Below are 14,543 nucleotides of genomic sequence, written 5' to 3'. Positions count from 1 at the left end.
GAACACAGTAGCGATTCGTGTCTACTGGCGGCCGCGTTTCACCTGGTTGAACGGGACACCACGGTCGGCCGCCGGCTCCCTGGGGAAGCCCAGGATGCGCTCGCCGATGATATTGCGGGCGATCTCGGTCGTGCCGCCGCCGAGCGACGCGGCCTGGCGGGAGAGGAAGCGGCTGACGTAGGTGAAAAGGCCCGTCCCATCGTCGACGACGCCTGCGCCGCCGGTGAGGGCCACGGCGGTGTCGATTTCGAACTGGACGGTCTCGGCATGCGCGATGCGGATGATGGACCCGGCGGCCGGCGGCAGTGACCCGTCTTGCATGGAGTGGAACACGTGGTCGACCAGCTGGACCTGCACGTGGCGCCGAACCAGGGCACGGCCGGCTATTTCCTGTGCGCGTTCGCTATCGGCCTGACCGGTCCGCGCCAGCAATTCGACGTAATCGATGAGCTGGTCGGTTTCGCCTTCGGCGCCGATCCCACTGGCGAATTCCGAGCCGCCGCCCACCGCACGACGCTCGTGGTGCAGCTGTCGGGAAGCGACGGCCCAACCGTCGTTGACCGCTCCGACGACGGCATCGTCACCGAGCTCCAGGTCGTCGAAGAACTCCTCGCAGAATTCGTCACCGCCATCGACCTGTTTGATCCGACGCATCGTGATGCCCGGGCTCTTGATGGGCACCAGGAACATGGTCAGGCCTTCGTGTTTGGGTACATCCCAATCGGTGCGAGCCAGCAGCAGGCCGTAGTCGGCGGCAAAAGCACTGGTACTCCACGTTTTTGCGCCATTGATGATCCACTTGTCTCCGTGCCGGTCGGCCCTGGTGATCACGCCGGCGAGGTCGGAGCCACCACTGGGCTCGGAGAGTAGCTGGACCAGGATCTCCTCGCCGCGCAGAGCTGCGCCGATGCGCTGGCGCTTCTGCTCCTCGCTACCGGTATCCAAAAGCGTTGCCGCGCAAATGGTGAACGTTGGCACGTTGAGGATGACCGGTAGCTCGTAGCCGCGAGAGGCCGCGTCGAAGGCCTTCTGGTACTCATAGGGCAGGCCCAAGCCGCCGTACTCGCGCGGAAAGCAGATACCGGCAAAACCGCCTGCGTAGAGCATCTTCTGCAGCTGACGTGCTCGCAGCCAGGGCGCATCGGCACCACGGTCGGCGTCCGGGCGATTCGCCGGGTCGATGACGGGCATATTCGCCGCCAGCCAGATGCGTGCCCGCTCGGCGAACTGCTCGACGGTCTCGACGTCAGTCGGTGCCCGTGAGAGATCAGTCACTTCGGTCATGAGGCGGCCTCCAGTGCCTTGGTGATGGCATACACGCGCAGGTTGTGCTCTTCCGGCGTGCCGAACAGGGAGCGGTACAACGACACTCGACGCAGATACAGATGCAGGTCGTGCTCCCATGTGACCCCGATACCGCCGTGCAGTTGGATGCAGAGCTGCAACATCCCGGGCGCGTGCTCGCCGATGTAGGACTTGGCGACGCTGGCCGACAAGTCCGCATCGGTGCTGCGTTCCGCGACCGCGTTGACGGCGGCCCGGGCGGTGGCCCGGCTGGTCTCCAGCCAGATCTTCATGTCGGCGAATTTGTGTTTCAGTGCCTGGTACGACGCCAGCGGCCGACCGAACGAATGCCGGTCGAGAGACCATTGCACAGTCATGTCGAACACCGCCTCCAGGACGCCGACGACTTCGGCACACTGCAGGATCTGGGCGATCTGGCTTTGGCGGGAGATCAGAGCGGGTGTGGTCTCGGCGGTGCCTACCACTGCCGCGTCGTCGACCTCGACAGCATCGAATTGCACTCGGGCGTAACGCTTGACCAGGTCGATGGATTTTTGGGAATCGATCCTGACACCCGCGGCGTCGGTGTCGACCAGGAACTGCAGCGGCTGGCCATCGAGTGCCGCGACCACCAGCAGCACGGCGCTCTCGGCGCCGGCTTCGACCCGATCCTTGACGCCGTCGAGGCGGTACCCGCTAGCGGTGCGGGTCGCGGTGACCCCCGGTGTCAGCGGCGCCCAGCTTCGGCCCGGCTCGTACACGGCCCACGTCGCCACCGCCTCACCGGCGATCAGAGCTTCGATGAGCCCTGTGTGCACCGGGCCGGTGCGCGCGTCGACGAGGCCGGCCAGCACGGTGCTGACCGGGTGCAACGGACCGGGGGCGACGGTTCTGCCGATCTGCTCGGCCACCAGCGCCACGTCCTGCACGCCGTCGCCTGACACGCTGCCGCCGCCGAGTTCATCGGGAACCAGTAGACTCGCCCAGCCCAGCTCGGCGGCACGGCGCCACCAATTGGGATCGAAAGCGACTCCGGCCGCATGCAATTCGCGCACACGACCGAGTGGCATTTCCTTTTCCAGGAACGCCTGCGTGGTGGAGGCGAACAGCAGTCGTTCCGGGGAGGTGGCCTCAGTCACGGTGTCGTGCTCGCTTTCTCAAGCTGCGAACGTGCGCGGCGGATTCCGACGCGCACGTTCGCAGGGCTGAATTCTTCGGATCAGGCCAGGACAAGCGCGGGCACGTCCGGCTTGTGGACGATCCGGTTCGGCACCTTGAACAGATCGATCATGTTGGCGCCCATCACCTTGCGCACACCATCCTCGTCGAGTCCGTGTGCTTCCAGGTCGGAGACCAGATTGATGGGATCGGAAAGACCCTCGGGGTGCGGCCAGTCCGAACCGAAGATGACGTGGTCTATGCCGATCAGGTCGCCCATCTCCTTGAAATTGTCCTCCCAGAATGGCGCGACGTAGACGCAACGTTTGAACGCCTGGATCGGATCCTCGGGGAACAGATCAGGCATTTTCGCGTAGACATCCTTGAATTGGTAGAAGAGGTACGGCACCCATGACCCGCCGTTCTCCACCGAGAGGATGCGCAGGTCCGGGTTGCGGGTCAGCGCGCCGTGGCAGACCAGCGCCGCCATGGTGTCCTCAATGGGACGCTTGCCCATCGCGACCATCCGGAACGAGGTGGGCGAGAAGGGCTTGAACTCGCTGCCGGGCTCCCAGTCGTTGAGATAGTTCGAGTACCCGCTGTCGGAGGCGTGCATCGACACCGGGATGCCGGCCTTGACGCAGGCATCCCAGAACGGATCGAATTCGGGCAATCCCAGCGAGCGACTGCCGCGGTAGCCGGGCACCGGTGCGGGCCGGACCAGGACGGTCTTGGCGTCGCGCTCCAGGCACCACTGGAGTTCCTCGAGGGCGCGGTCGACGTCGCCCAGGTTGATGACCGGGGTGGAGAAGATTCGGTTCTCGTAGTTGAAGTGCCAGGTCTCATACATCCATTGGTTCAGGCCGTGGACGATGTCCAGGATCAGATCGGGATCGTCCTTGAGTCGTTCTTCGACAAGGGACGCCAGCGTCGGGAACATCAGTGTGTAGTCCAGGCCGAGACTGTCGAGGACTTCGAGCCGAGCGGCCGGGTCGCGGAAGGCCGGAATGGCCTTCATCGGCTTGCCCATCACCTCGCGGTAGCTTTTGCCGCCGCTGCCGTGCCGGAAGTAATCCTCCTGGGCGCCGGGGCGGGCGACCACTTCGAATGTGGGGTTGGGAATGTAGTCGCTGACCTGGTTGCGGACCATGATCTTGGTCCGGCCGCGGACCTCGATGTAGTCGATGACGCCCTTGCGGTGCTCGGGCAGGAACTGGGTCAGCGCCTCTTTGGGCTCATAGAAGTGGTTGTCGGCGTCGAATACCGGATAGGACAGTTCGCGTGATGGCATATCTGCCTCCTGAAGTCGTGCGCGAAACATCGGCTCAAACGTGACTGAAGCCGCTGCTGGTAACGACGTTACCACCGTAACGGTAATGACGTTACCACTCGTGGACCTGCGGAAACAGTGGGGTCGCACCGGGCAATTTTTGCGGCGTTCTAGCTGGCCAGGCCGTGGACGCAGAAGTCGTAGATGGCGTCGCTGTCGATCTCTACGCCGGTCAGTTCCCTGCTCAGGTTCCGCAGTCGCATCGCGCCGAGGGCGGTCTGCATAAAGATCGCGGCAGCGGTGTCAACCTCGATGTTCGAACGGAAGGAACCGTCGGCGATACCCCGGCGCAGGATGTCGCGAATGAGGTCGTGCAGTGGCTCCAGCACCCTGGCGAATTCGCGGGGCTTGGTCTCTTGCAGGTGGTCGTTGTAGAAGGTCAGGCCCCTGTTGATGCCTTCTTGGGTGCTCGACGACGCGGGTGCGCTGAGCCGTTGGACGATCCGGCGCAGCGCGTCGGTCGCGGTCAGTGACGATGTCTCGGCCCGCCACCGCTCGGTGGATTCCGACATGATCTTGTCGATGAGCGCCAGCAGCAGTTCGTCCTTGGTGGCGAAGTGCTGGTAGAACGCCCGAAGCGAGGTCTTGGAACGCTCGACCACTTCGAGCACCGTGAAGTCGGTGCGACCGGTCTCGCCGAGGATCGCCAGTGCCGATTTCATGAAACTGTTTCCGCGCGATTCCGCTCGGGCCCGGCCGGGACCGAGCGCGGGCGCGCCGTCCGGCTGCCGCGGTTCGCCTCCGCTCGCCTTCGCCATGAACGCCCCTGACGGTGTCGTGCGGCTGATTGTCCGCTTGCTTGGAGCACGAGGCTACCGGCTCTGGGGGCGCCCCCAGGTCCTTACGCCGTGGGGGCGCGACGGTCGTCAGCGCTGAGCGGGTGCCTAGCGCAACAGGGTGATGACGGGCTACTGTTCTGGACCCATGACCGGATTGGCCGGGCTCCGATCACGCCCGGATCGGATGCCGCGGCACCGGCTGTGCGACGAATGCCTCTGGGCGGCAACTGGTATCGGAACAGACGGTGGGTCCTGGACGGGCCTGGTGAGGGGTGGCAGACGTGACAACGGGATCCGCGCAAGTGTTGTGGACGCTGGGCGAATTGCTCGATCTGTTCGATGTGGACCTCGCCGGCGACGACGTCACCGCCGACACCGGTCGAGCCGGCGAGGATGACCGCCAGGTCGTGGAGGGCACGCAAGTGCTTGCGCAGGCGATCGTCGCGGTCGCCAAACGGTTGCCGGACAAATCGATTCGCTCGGTGCACGCCGTGTTCAGCCGCGCCGTATTCGTCGGCGCACCGGTCGAGTTGGCACTCGACGTGGTACACGAGGGCCGGTCGGTGGCCACCACCGTTGTCAGCGCAGCGCAGAACGGAAAACGGTGCATCACCGTGACGGTGCTCGCCGATGTGCCGTCCGATGATGTGATCACCCACCACTTGCCGCGGCCGGCGGTGCCCGCGCCGGCCGATGCGAACGTCGCGAGGATGCCGATGACGGGACGTGAACTGCGGCTGGTCGACGTCGTCGACGTCAACAGCCCCGACGAGGTCGGGCCGCCTGAGCTCTACGCGTGGTTGCATTACGACCCGATCCCCAGTCGCGATGATCTGGCGAAGGCATTGATCGCCTATTTCACCGGCCATTTGGGGATCTCCACCACCATGCGGGCGCACGAGGGGATCGGCACCGCCCAAGCGCACCTGACGGTGTCGACTGCTCCGATGACCGTCACGGTCAGCTTCCACGAGCCGGTGCGCTGGGATGGCTGGCTGCTGTACACCCACGAGAGCACTCAGGTCGGGGCGGGCATGTCCTATGTGCGCGGCGCAGTGCACACGGAAGAGGGTGAGCTGATCGCGTCGTTCACCCAGGAAGGTCTGATTCGGCCGCTACGCACCACCGATACCTCGATCAAGGCACAGTCGCGCTTGTGATTTGGGTGTGTATTCGACCGGTCAGCGGTTAGCAACACGCCGAAATCACTGGACGGCGTCGCGGAGTACGTCCAGCGGCAGCCCGCCGAGATCCAACGCCCGGCTGTGGAAATCCTTGAGCGTCACACCACGCCCGGTCACGGTATCGCGCAGCTGTTGCCAGATACGTTGACCGATCGCATACGACGGCGCCTGGCCGGGCCAGCCCAGATACCGGTCCAGTTCGAACCGCAGATTGTCCTCGGCCATCGCGCTGTGAAAAGTAAGGAACTGCCAGGCGCGTTCCGGATCCCACACGCCGCCGTCGGGTGCCCTCATCTCGCAGTGCACGCCGATGTCGATTACCACCCGGGCGGCCCGGAAGCGTTGCGCGTCAAGCATTCCCATCCGGGCGCCGGCATCGTCTAGCCAGCCAAGTTCGGCCATCAGGCGTTCGGCGTAGAGTGCCCAGCCCTCACCGTGGCCGGAAACCCAGCAGGCCAGTCTGCGCCAGCGGTTGAGGTCGCCGGCCAGGGCCACCGCGCGCCCGATCTGCAGGTGATGCCCGGGCACGCCCTCGTGGAAGACCGTCGTCGTCTCCTGCCAGGTGTGGAACGTGTCCACGCCTGGCGGCACCGACCACCACATCCGGCCCGGCCTGCTCAGGTCCTCCGACGGTCCGGTGTAGTAGATACCGCCGTTCTGAGTCGGTGCGATCCGGCACTCCAGGGTCCGCAGCGGTTCGGCGATCTCGAAGTGGGTGCCGGCCAGGGCGTCTACCGCGCGATCGGAGAGCTGTTGCATCCATTGCTGCAGCGCCTCGGTGCCCTCGATGACGTAGCGGGGCTCGGTGTCGAGTCGGCGCAGGGTCTCGGCCACCGATGAGCCGGGGTAGAGCCGCTGTGCGATCGACTCCTGTTCGGCAACAATGTTTTCCAGTTGTCGCAGACCCCACTCGTAGGTTTCGTCGAGGTCCACCGACGAGCCGAGGAACGACCGCGAGAACAACCGGTACTCGTCGCGTCCGACGGCGTCTCGGGCACGGGCCGCCGGGGCAATCTCCGTGCGCAAAGCCCCGGCCAATGAGGCATAAGCCGCCGCAGCGCCCTGCGCCTGCCGGAGCAACTCGTCCCTCAGCGCAGCGCTGACCACCGGTGCGTCGGTCACCATATCGACGAAAAGCGACTGGGTGCGGGCGGCTTGGGCGATGCCGCGCTGCACCTGCCGTTGCGGCGGCGCATGCCCTGACAAGACCGCGGCGCGTAGTCCGGCCAGGTAACCGTCCACCCGCTCCGGTATCCGGCCGAGTCGGCTGCCGATCACCGACCAGTCGTCGTCGGTATCGGTCGCCATCAGGTCGAAGACATCCCGCAGGGTCTGCAACGGGGAAGCGATGACATTGAGTTCACCGAGATCCAGCCCCGCATCGTGTAATTCGACCGCGATGCCGAGGCGTTCCCGCATGGCGGCGATGGTGACGTGATCGACATCGTCGACGGGCTCGGCGCCGTTGAGCGCGCGCAGGGCTGCCCTGGCTGCGTCGGCCCGGGCTTCGACGCCGGCGGGGGAGTAGTCGGTCAGATCCTCGTCATAGTTCGTCTTCGTACCGATGATGCCGAGTTCGGTTGCCGCGCAGGGATCCAACGCAGCGAAGGTCTCGACGTAGTGTTCCGCGATTGCATCGACCGCGGTCCCAGTCCTACCCAATTGCGCTGCTCCTCCTCATCGCTCGTGCCTCGCTCTGCATCGGTCGCAGCGCTACCCAATTGCGCTGCTCCTCCTCATCGCTCGTGCCTCGCTCTGCATCGGTCGCAGCGCTAGCCAAGGTTGGTGGCGTTGTAGGTATCGCACTTCTTGGGGTCGCCGGTCTGATAGCCCGTGGTGAACCACTTCTGTCGCTCCGCCGACGACCCATGCGTCCAGGACTCCGGGTTCACCCGGCCGGTCGCCTGCTTTTGGATACGGTCATCGCCCACCGATGAGGCGGCCGAGAGCGCGTCGGCGATGTCCTTGTCGGTCAACGGCTGTAGGAACGTCACATTGGTGCCGGCCTGCTTGGTGATGGCCGCATAGTGCGCCCACACACCGGCGTAGCAGTCGGCCTGCAATTCGGTACGCACGCTGTTGCCTTGGGCGCCCTGAGCGCCCTGCTGGGCCTTCCCGATATCGCCGAGTAGATTCTGGACGTGATGCCCGTACTCGTGGGCGACCACATACTCCCTGGCCAATGGTCCTCCGCTGGAGCCGAATTGGTCTTGTAACACCTGGAAGAAGTCCGTGTCGATATAGACGGTCTGATCGGGCGGGCAGTAGAACGGTCCGACCGCACTGTCGGCAGGACCACATCCGGTTTGCACGGAGTCCTTGAACAGTCGCAGGTGCGGTCGGGTGTAGCCGGGCAGTAGCTGGGCCCACACCGCGTCCACGGAGTTGCCGGTGGCGATCACGTTGCAGTCCACGTTGTTGTTGGCGTCCGCGCCGGTCTTGCACTGGCTGACATCGAAGCCCGGACCTCCCGCGTTCTGCGGGCCGGCAGGCTGCTGGTTGAGGACGGTGCCGGGGTCCACGCCCAACAGCAGCGCGAGCACGACGATCACCAGGCCGCCGACCCCGCCGCCGATGGCGATACCACGTCCACCGCGGCCGCCACCGCCGCCGCTGCTCGACGTGGTGCTGGTGTCGATCTGCATACCTTCGTTGAAGGTCATGGGCACCCTCCGTCTGCGTGCGGCCCGGTGTGTCGTTGGAGCCGCGCTGCTGGCGGTCCCGGCCAGGTCCAGCTTTTCACACTACGATTCAGTGCGTGGCCGTCGTCGCCGAACTCTCGAGCGTTGCGCACACGTCGGCAGGCACACTTGCGGGAACCACCGAGGGCGGCGTCGCCGTGTGGCGTGGGGTCGCCTATGCCCAGCAGCCGGTGGAAGATCGCCGCTTCCTGGCGCCCGCGCCGTTGCGACCCTGGACCGGTGTTCGGGACGCGATCGAACACGGCCCGCTGCCGCCCCAGGGCCGCTCCTTCGTCGGTGGCGGCCGCGACGACCCGAAGGTGCGCGACGAGGCCTGTCTGACAGTGACAGTCTGGTCGCCGGACACGTCGGGATCGCTACCGGTGATGGTGTGGATTCCCGGCGGCGCGTTCGTCTACGGCGCAGGCCAACTGCAGCTCTACAACGGCTCGCGGCTGGCCGCCACCGGCGATGTGGTGGTCGTCAATGTCACCTACCGCATCGGTGTCTTCGGCGGTTTCGAACTCGGTTCGCTCGGTGCGGGTTTCGACGACAATCTGTGCCTGCGGGACCAGATCGCCGCATTGCAGTGGGTACGCGAGAACATCGCCGCATTCGGCGGTGACCCCGACCGGGTCACCGTGTTCGGAGAATCTGCCGGTGCGACGTCGGTGCTGGCGCTGCTGGCCAGCCCCGCGGCCGAGGGGCTGTTTGCCAGGGCGATCGCGCAGAGTCCCGCGTTACCGCTGATCGCCGACGTCGACACCCGCGCCGAGCAGGCGCAACGGTTTCTGCACGAGGTCGGCGCGAATGCCGCCGAGCTCAAGGCGCTGCCCCAGCGGCGACTGCGACGGGCCGCGGGTGTGCTGCAGGGCGAGAGTGCCGCGACCACGCCCACGCTCGCCTACGGACTGACATACGGTGTCGACCTGTTACCGCGGCATCCGATCGACGCTGCGGCGTGCGGTGAGATCCACCGCGTCCCACTGATCGTGGGGACCAACAGCCACGAGGCGTCGATGTTCGCCTGGACCAAGCCACCGATGTTGCCGACCACGGTCGAGAGCGTCCAGGCCTACTTCGCCCGTCAGGCCCCGGCTGCCAAGGCGGAGGTGCTTGCCGCATATCCGGACTATCCGCGCCGCGCGGCGCTGATCGCCATCGGCTCCGACGTCATGTTCAGCGCCCCGATGTGGGAGTTCGCCGACGCCTACAGCGAGCACGCGCCGACCTACGTCTACCGCTTCGATCACGCAACGTGGACGCTGCGGGCATTGGGTCTCGGCGCCACTCACGGCAGCGAAATCGTGCACATCCAGCACAGTTACGGCTCGTATCTGGGCCGTAAATTGCATCCGCTGGGCCGGCGGGTGCAACCGGCGGTGGGGCGGCGCATGCAACGGACGTGGCTGAGCTTCGCCACCAAGGGCTGGCACGAAGGTGCAGCCTGGGCTGACGACTGGGAGCGCTACGACGTCACCCGGCGGGCCACCCGGGTCATCGAGACCGGCCGCGATATCACCGTGGAGGATCCGGACGCGGTCAGGCGTTCGGCGTGGGCGGGTGTGCGCTGACTACCTCTTAGGTGACTACCTCTTAGCTAACGTAGCGGCGCAGATTGTGCAGGAAGCGTTGGAACAGCCACCCCATGACCGGTTGGCCGATCGTCATACCCAGCCGGCCCGCGAACCCGCTCGGCTTCATCGCCATCACCCAGGTCAGATGGCAACCGTCGGAGGTCGGCACCACGCGGTAATCCTCGGCGAACGCCGAGATGGCGTTAGAGGTGCTTTGGTTGAAGCGGAAAGCCATGTGCGAGAACGGTTCCCAGGCCAGAAACTCCTCCTCGCCGACGATGTTGCCGCGCATGCTGACGGTACGGGTGGTCCCGACGCCCCTGGGTTCGGGGCTGGTCCAGGTGACGTTGGTGATGACCGAGGCCCACTGCGGCCAGGACTGTGCGTCGGCCAGCACCTCGAACAGTTGCTCGGGTGTGATGGGTAGATCGACAGTGCTGACGAATCGGAATGGCGCAGTCTCGGCGAAATCGAGGCCGACGCGCTCGCAAGGGTAGGTTTTCGCCACGGGTAGACACCTTAGGCGATGTGTTCACTTCACAGTTTGGATGTGCCGTCGACCGCCAACTCAGCGTCGGTGGTGTAGGTGGCGTCGATCCCGAGAAACAGGATCGCCTTGGCGACTTCCTCGGGCTCACCCATGCGCTGCACCGGATTGTCGGCCGTCACCGCAGCGATGAGCTACCGAGCCGCCTCGATCGGCATCGACCGTTCCAGGATGCCGGTGTCGACCGCTAACCCGGCCCGTCGCCGGCCGCCGCGAGCAGCGGGACGAGCACCTCGCTGATCGGGACAGGCAGGCCGTGTTCGCGTGCCTTGCGCAGGATGACGCCGTTGCGGATATCCCATTCCAGCGGTCGGTTCGCCTCCCGGTCGGTCAGGATCGACGTCGTCAGGTCCTCGGGTGCGGCGGTGAACATCGTGACGATCTCGTCGATCACGCTGTCATCGAGGTTGGCTCCTTCGGCGCGCGCAACCGAGAGTCCCTCCGCGAGGTAACGGCGGGTCAGCGCCTCGATGTCGTCGCGGCGGAACATGCCCGAGCGCCGTCCGGTCAGCACCATCAGCCCGGCGACGGCGTTGGTCAACAGCTTGCGCCACGTCTCGGTCGCGAAGTCGGGATCCAGATCGGCCGTCACCCCCGCGTTGCGCAGCAGGTCGGCCAGCCTCTCTGCAGGTTGGGACGCGGGCAGGACCAGTCGAACTCCGGTCCGCAGCCGTACCCAACCCTCGGGCTGGGTCTGCGCCGAGAACCAGACGACAGCGGGGACCACCGCGGCGCCGGGACAGTACCGGCCGACCCTCTCGACCTGCTCCACGCCGTTCTGCAACACGCACACCACGGTCCGCTCGTCGCACAATCGGCTCAGCCATGGCTCGGCGGCCGCGTTCTGGGTGTCCTTGACGGCCAGTAGCACGACGTTCACCGGGCCATCGACCTCGGCTGGGTCGGTATGGACCGGACCGGGCAGGACTATCGGATCGCCGACGCCCGGGTCGGGCCGCACCTCGATAGAATCTCGCGGGGTGTGCCCGCAGATCAGCACCGAGTTTCCGGCGGCGTGCAGGTAGGCGCCGAGCGTCGAGCCGATGGCGCCGGGGCCGACAAGTGCGATGGAGGTTCCCACCGACGCCAACGTACCGGCGAAACTGCCACTACTACACTGTTGCAGTCCTCATATCAGGCCTTACCAGATCCAACTTTTGGGAGTTTTTGTGCTGCGCAGTCACACCGCCGGATCGTTGAGAGCCACCGACGCCGGTGCGAAGGTGACGCTCGCCGGCTGGGTGGCGCGCCGGCGCGACCACGGTGGCGTCATCTTCATCGACCTGCGCGACGCGTCAGGGGTGTCGCAGGTGGTGTTCCGTGACGGTGAAGTCCTGGCTCAGGCGCACCGCCTGCGGGCCGAGTTCTGTATCGCCGTCGAGGGCATCGTCGAGGTCCGGCCCGACGGCAACGCCAACGCCGAGATCCCGACCGGTGAGATCGAGGTCAACGCGACATCGCTGACGGTGCTCGGCGAGTGCGCGCCGCTGCCGTTCCAGCTCGACGAGACTGCGGGTGAGGAAGCCCGGCTCAAGTACCGCTACTTGGACCTGCGCCGCGAGAACGGTCCCGGCGCGGCAATTCGCTTGCGCTCCAAGGTCAATGCCGCCGCCCGCGGGGTGCTGGCCGGACACGATTTCATCGAGATCGAGACGCCGACGCTGACCCATTCGACCCCCGAAGGCGCCCGTGACTTCCTGGTGCCCGCCCGGCTGCAGCCGGGCTCGTTCTACGCACTGCCGCAGAGCCCGCAGCTATTCAAGCAGCTGCTGATGGTGGCCGGGATGGAGCGCTACTACCAAGTCGCGCGGTGCTACCGCGACGAGGATTTCCGCGCGGATCGCCAGCCGGAGTTCACCCAGCTCGACATGGAAATGAGCTTCGTCGACGCCGATGACGTGATCGCGGTGGCGGAAGAGGTGCTGGCGGCGCTGTGGGCGTTGATCGGCTACGAGGTCCCGCTGCCGCTGCCGCGGATCGGCTACGCCGAGGCGATGCGCAGGTTCGGCTCCGACAAACCGGACCTGCGTTTCGGCGTCGAGCTGGTGGAGTGCGCGGAGTTCTTCTCCGACACCACCTTTCGGGTGTTTCAGGCGCCGTACGTGGGCGCGGTCGTCATGCCAGGCGGGGCGTCGCAGCCGCGTCGGACGCTGGATGGCTGGCAGGAGTTCGCCAAGCAACGCGGTCACAAGGGGCTGGCGTATGTACTGGTCGCCGAGGACGGCACCCTGGCCGGTCCGGTCGCGAAGAATCTCACCGACGCCGAGCGGGACGGACTGGCCGCGCATGTCGGTGCCAGCCCCGGTGACTGCATCTTCTTTGCCGCCGGCTCGGCGAAGTCGGCGCGCTCCCTGCTGGGCGCGGCGCGAATCGAGATCGCGCACCGCCTCGATCTGATCGACCCGAGCGCCTGGGCTTTCACCTGGGTGGTCGACTGGCCGCTGTTCGAACCGGCCGACGACGCCACCGCCTCCGGTGATGTCGCCGTCGGCTCCGGGGCGTGGACGGCAGTGCACCATGCCTTCACCTCCCCGAAGCCAGAGTCGGAGGCCACTTTCGACACCGATCCGGGTATCGCCCTGGCCAACGCCTACGACATCGTCTGCAATGGCAACGAGATCGGCGGCGGTTCGATCCGCATCCACCGCCGCGACATCCAGGAGCGGGTGTTCGCGATGATGGGAATAGACAACGCCGAAGCTCAGGAACAGTTCGGATTCCTGTTGGACGCGTTCGCCTTCGGTGCACCACCGCATGGCGGTATTGCGTTCGGCTGGGACCGCATCACTGCACTGTTGGCCGGTGTCGACTCGATCCGCGAGGTGATCGCCTTCCCGAAATCCGGCGGCGGTATCGACCCGCTGACCGATGCGCCCGCGCCGATCACCGCGCAGCAGCGCAAGGAGTCCGGCTTGGATGCCAAACCGAAGTCGGCCGAGGCGCCCAAGACCGATGCGCCCAAGGCCGAGGCGCCGACGCCGAACTAGCGTCTGCGGGGGCTCGGTTCCCCGGGCTCCAGGAGCTCCCTGGCGCAGTCGCCGAAATCCCTGACCAGGGAACTGGATTCATCTGTGCGGTGCATCAACGCCACCTGGCCGGGGCTCACGTCTCGCAACGGGATGGTGGTGAGTTCTGGCTGCAGATCGGGAACCCGACTGTCGGCGGGCACGATCAGCACCGCATCGCCCGCGGTGAGGTAATCGAACAAATCGGCTGCGTCGTCGAGGACGGGCCCGTCCGGTGCGGGTCGACCATCCGGCCGAGGGTCGATGCGCCAGAATGCATCCCACACAGGGTCGCTCACCCTCGGCATGATCTCGTCGGCGATGTCCGCGAGTTCGACGTCGTCGCGTGATGCCAATCGGTGCTCCCGTGACAAAAGCAGCGCCCTCGGTTCCTGGTAGATGACCTCGATCTCGACGCCCTCGGCAGGGGTGGGCAGGCGGGTGAGTGCGATGTCAACGACGTGCTCGGTGACCGCTGGGTGGGCGCCGTTCCAGGGCAGATGCCGGGTGGTTACCTCGGCGTCGGGATGACGTCGACGCAGCTCACGCACGGCGGCTCCGATGACGAGATTGGTGGTGTATCCGATTGTGATCGTGTGCGGTGCCGCGGCGGCGCGGGTGTGCGCGGCGGCCCGAGCCGCGGTGGCGAGCATCGTCCGGGCATGGATCAGGAACGCCTGGCCCGGGTCGGTCAGCCGGCTGCCCTGCGACGTCCGCAGCAGAAGCATTGCACCGAGCTGCTTTTCGAGCCCACGGATCTGTCTGCTCAGCGATGGCTGGGTCATGTGCAGCGCCGCCGCGGCCCGGCCGAAGTGGCCGTATTCGGCGACGGCGACGAAGTACCGCACCACGCGCAGGTCGAGGTCGACGGGGGACAGCCCAGAATCGGACCCGGCATCGGGCACCGGGCCAGCTTAGCGTGCGTTCATGCCCATCAGGCATGGACCGATGCGAAAGAGGCGTTGGACGCGTCGGCCCGGTGGACCGCACGGTGGAAG

Annotated in this window: 12 protein-coding genes; 3 read left to right on the top strand and 9 right to left on the bottom strand. The window is 66.2% G+C overall.

Features of this window, described 5'->3' with window-relative positions; translation table 11 throughout:
• Positions 1–21: 21 nt before the first annotated feature.
• The 4 genes from H7J73_RS13400 to H7J73_RS13385 form a co-directional block, all read right to left on the bottom strand.
• Entirely contained in the window at positions 22–1,284 is a 1,263-nt protein-coding gene (locus H7J73_RS13400) for an acyl-CoA dehydrogenase family protein (protein WP_264067878.1), read from the bottom strand.
• Positions 1,281–2,423, bottom strand: coding sequence for an acyl-CoA dehydrogenase family protein (locus H7J73_RS13395; protein ID WP_264067877.1), 1,143 nt, complete (start codon positions 2,421–2,423; stop codon positions 1,281–1,283). The genes H7J73_RS13400 and H7J73_RS13395 overlap by 4 nt, the downstream gene beginning before the upstream one ends.
• An 80-nt stretch (positions 2,424–2,503) precedes the next feature.
• Complete coding sequence (locus tag H7J73_RS13390; protein ID WP_264067876.1) at positions 2,504–3,733, bottom strand: amidohydrolase family protein; 1,230 nt, start codon at positions 3,731–3,733, stop codon at positions 2,504–2,506.
• Positions 3,734–3,882: 149 nt separating this feature from the next.
• Positions 3,883–4,530, bottom strand: coding sequence for a TetR/AcrR family transcriptional regulator (locus tag H7J73_RS13385; protein WP_264067875.1), 648 nt, complete (start codon positions 4,528–4,530; stop codon positions 3,883–3,885).
• 302 nt (positions 4,531–4,832) lie between these two features.
• Between H7J73_RS13385 and H7J73_RS13380 the strand changes: the two genes are divergently transcribed.
• Positions 4,833–5,711 (top strand): acyl-CoA thioesterase, encoded by an 879-nt coding sequence (locus H7J73_RS13380; RefSeq protein ID WP_264067874.1) that lies wholly within the window; start codon positions 4,833–4,835, stop codon positions 5,709–5,711.
• Positions 5,712–5,756: 45 nt separating this feature from the next.
• Here the strand turns inward: H7J73_RS13380 and H7J73_RS13375 are convergent, their stop codons facing one another.
• Both H7J73_RS13375 and ypfJ read right to left on the bottom strand, forming a co-directional pair.
• Positions 5,757–7,397, bottom strand: coding sequence for a DUF885 domain-containing protein (locus H7J73_RS13375; RefSeq protein ID WP_264067873.1), 1,641 nt, complete (start codon positions 7,395–7,397; stop codon positions 5,757–5,759).
• 110 nt (positions 7,398–7,507) lie between these two features.
• Positions 7,508–8,398 carry a KPN_02809 family neutral zinc metallopeptidase gene (gene ypfJ / locus H7J73_RS13370; protein WP_264067872.1) on the bottom strand — a complete coding sequence of 297 codons (891 nt, stop codon included), beginning with the start codon at positions 8,396–8,398 and terminating at the stop codon, positions 7,508–7,510.
• Between the two features lie 95 nt (positions 8,399–8,493).
• Here ypfJ and H7J73_RS13365 point away from each other — a divergent pair, with 95 nt between their 5' ends.
• Positions 8,494–9,990, top strand: a complete 1,497-nt coding sequence (locus tag H7J73_RS13365) for a carboxylesterase/lipase family protein (protein ID WP_264067871.1) — start codon at positions 8,494–8,496, stop codon at positions 9,988–9,990.
• A gap of 22 nt (positions 9,991–10,012) precedes the next feature.
• On the opposite strand, the gene H7J73_RS13360 is transcribed toward H7J73_RS13365, so the two are convergent.
• Positions 10,013–10,501 (bottom strand): SRPBCC family protein, encoded by a 489-nt coding sequence (locus H7J73_RS13360; protein ID WP_264067870.1) that lies wholly within the window; start codon positions 10,499–10,501, stop codon positions 10,013–10,015.
• Positions 10,502–10,727: 226 nt separating this feature from the next.
• Positions 10,728–11,621, bottom strand: coding sequence for an oxidoreductase (locus H7J73_RS13355; RefSeq protein WP_264067869.1), 894 nt, complete (start codon positions 11,619–11,621; stop codon positions 10,728–10,730).
• 88 nt (positions 11,622–11,709) lie between these two features.
• Here H7J73_RS13355 and aspS point away from each other — a divergent pair, with 88 nt between their 5' ends.
• A complete protein-coding gene (gene aspS, locus H7J73_RS13350; RefSeq protein ID WP_264067868.1) occupies positions 11,710–13,527 on the top strand; it encodes an aspartate--tRNA ligase in 1,818 nt (605 codons plus the stop codon).
• Here the strand turns inward: aspS and H7J73_RS13345 are convergent.
• Positions 13,524–14,450, bottom strand: coding sequence for a LysR family transcriptional regulator (locus H7J73_RS13345; RefSeq protein ID WP_264067867.1), 927 nt, complete (start codon positions 14,448–14,450; stop codon positions 13,524–13,526). The genes aspS and H7J73_RS13345 overlap by 4 nt on opposite strands.
• Positions 14,451–14,543 lie beyond the last annotated feature (93 nt).

This window comes from Mycolicibacterium komossense, assembly GCF_025822605.1.
GTDB lineage: Bacteria > Actinomycetota > Actinomycetes > Mycobacteriales > Mycobacteriaceae > Mycobacterium > Mycobacterium komossense.
The sequence above is the reverse complement of the archived record's forward strand: the minus strand, read 5'-3'. Positions and strand labels throughout refer to the sequence as shown.

What these genes read in the sequence shown, in the direction of transcription:
- H7J73_RS13400 (WP_264067878.1), bottom strand. Translation starts at nt 1,284, where the DNA reads ATGACCGAAGTGACTGATCTCTCACGGGCACCGACTGACGTCGAGACC.
- H7J73_RS13390 (WP_264067876.1), bottom strand. Translation starts at nt 3,733, where the DNA reads ATGCCATCACGCGAACTGTCCTATCCGGTATTCGACGCCGACAACCAC.
- H7J73_RS13385 (WP_264067875.1), bottom strand. Translation starts at nt 4,530, where the DNA reads ATGGCGAAGGCGAGCGGAGGCGAACCGCGGCAGCCGGACGGCGCGCCC.
- ypfJ (WP_264067872.1), bottom strand. Translation starts at nt 8,398, where the DNA reads ATGACCTTCAACGAAGGTATGCAGATCGACACCAGCACCACGTCGAGC.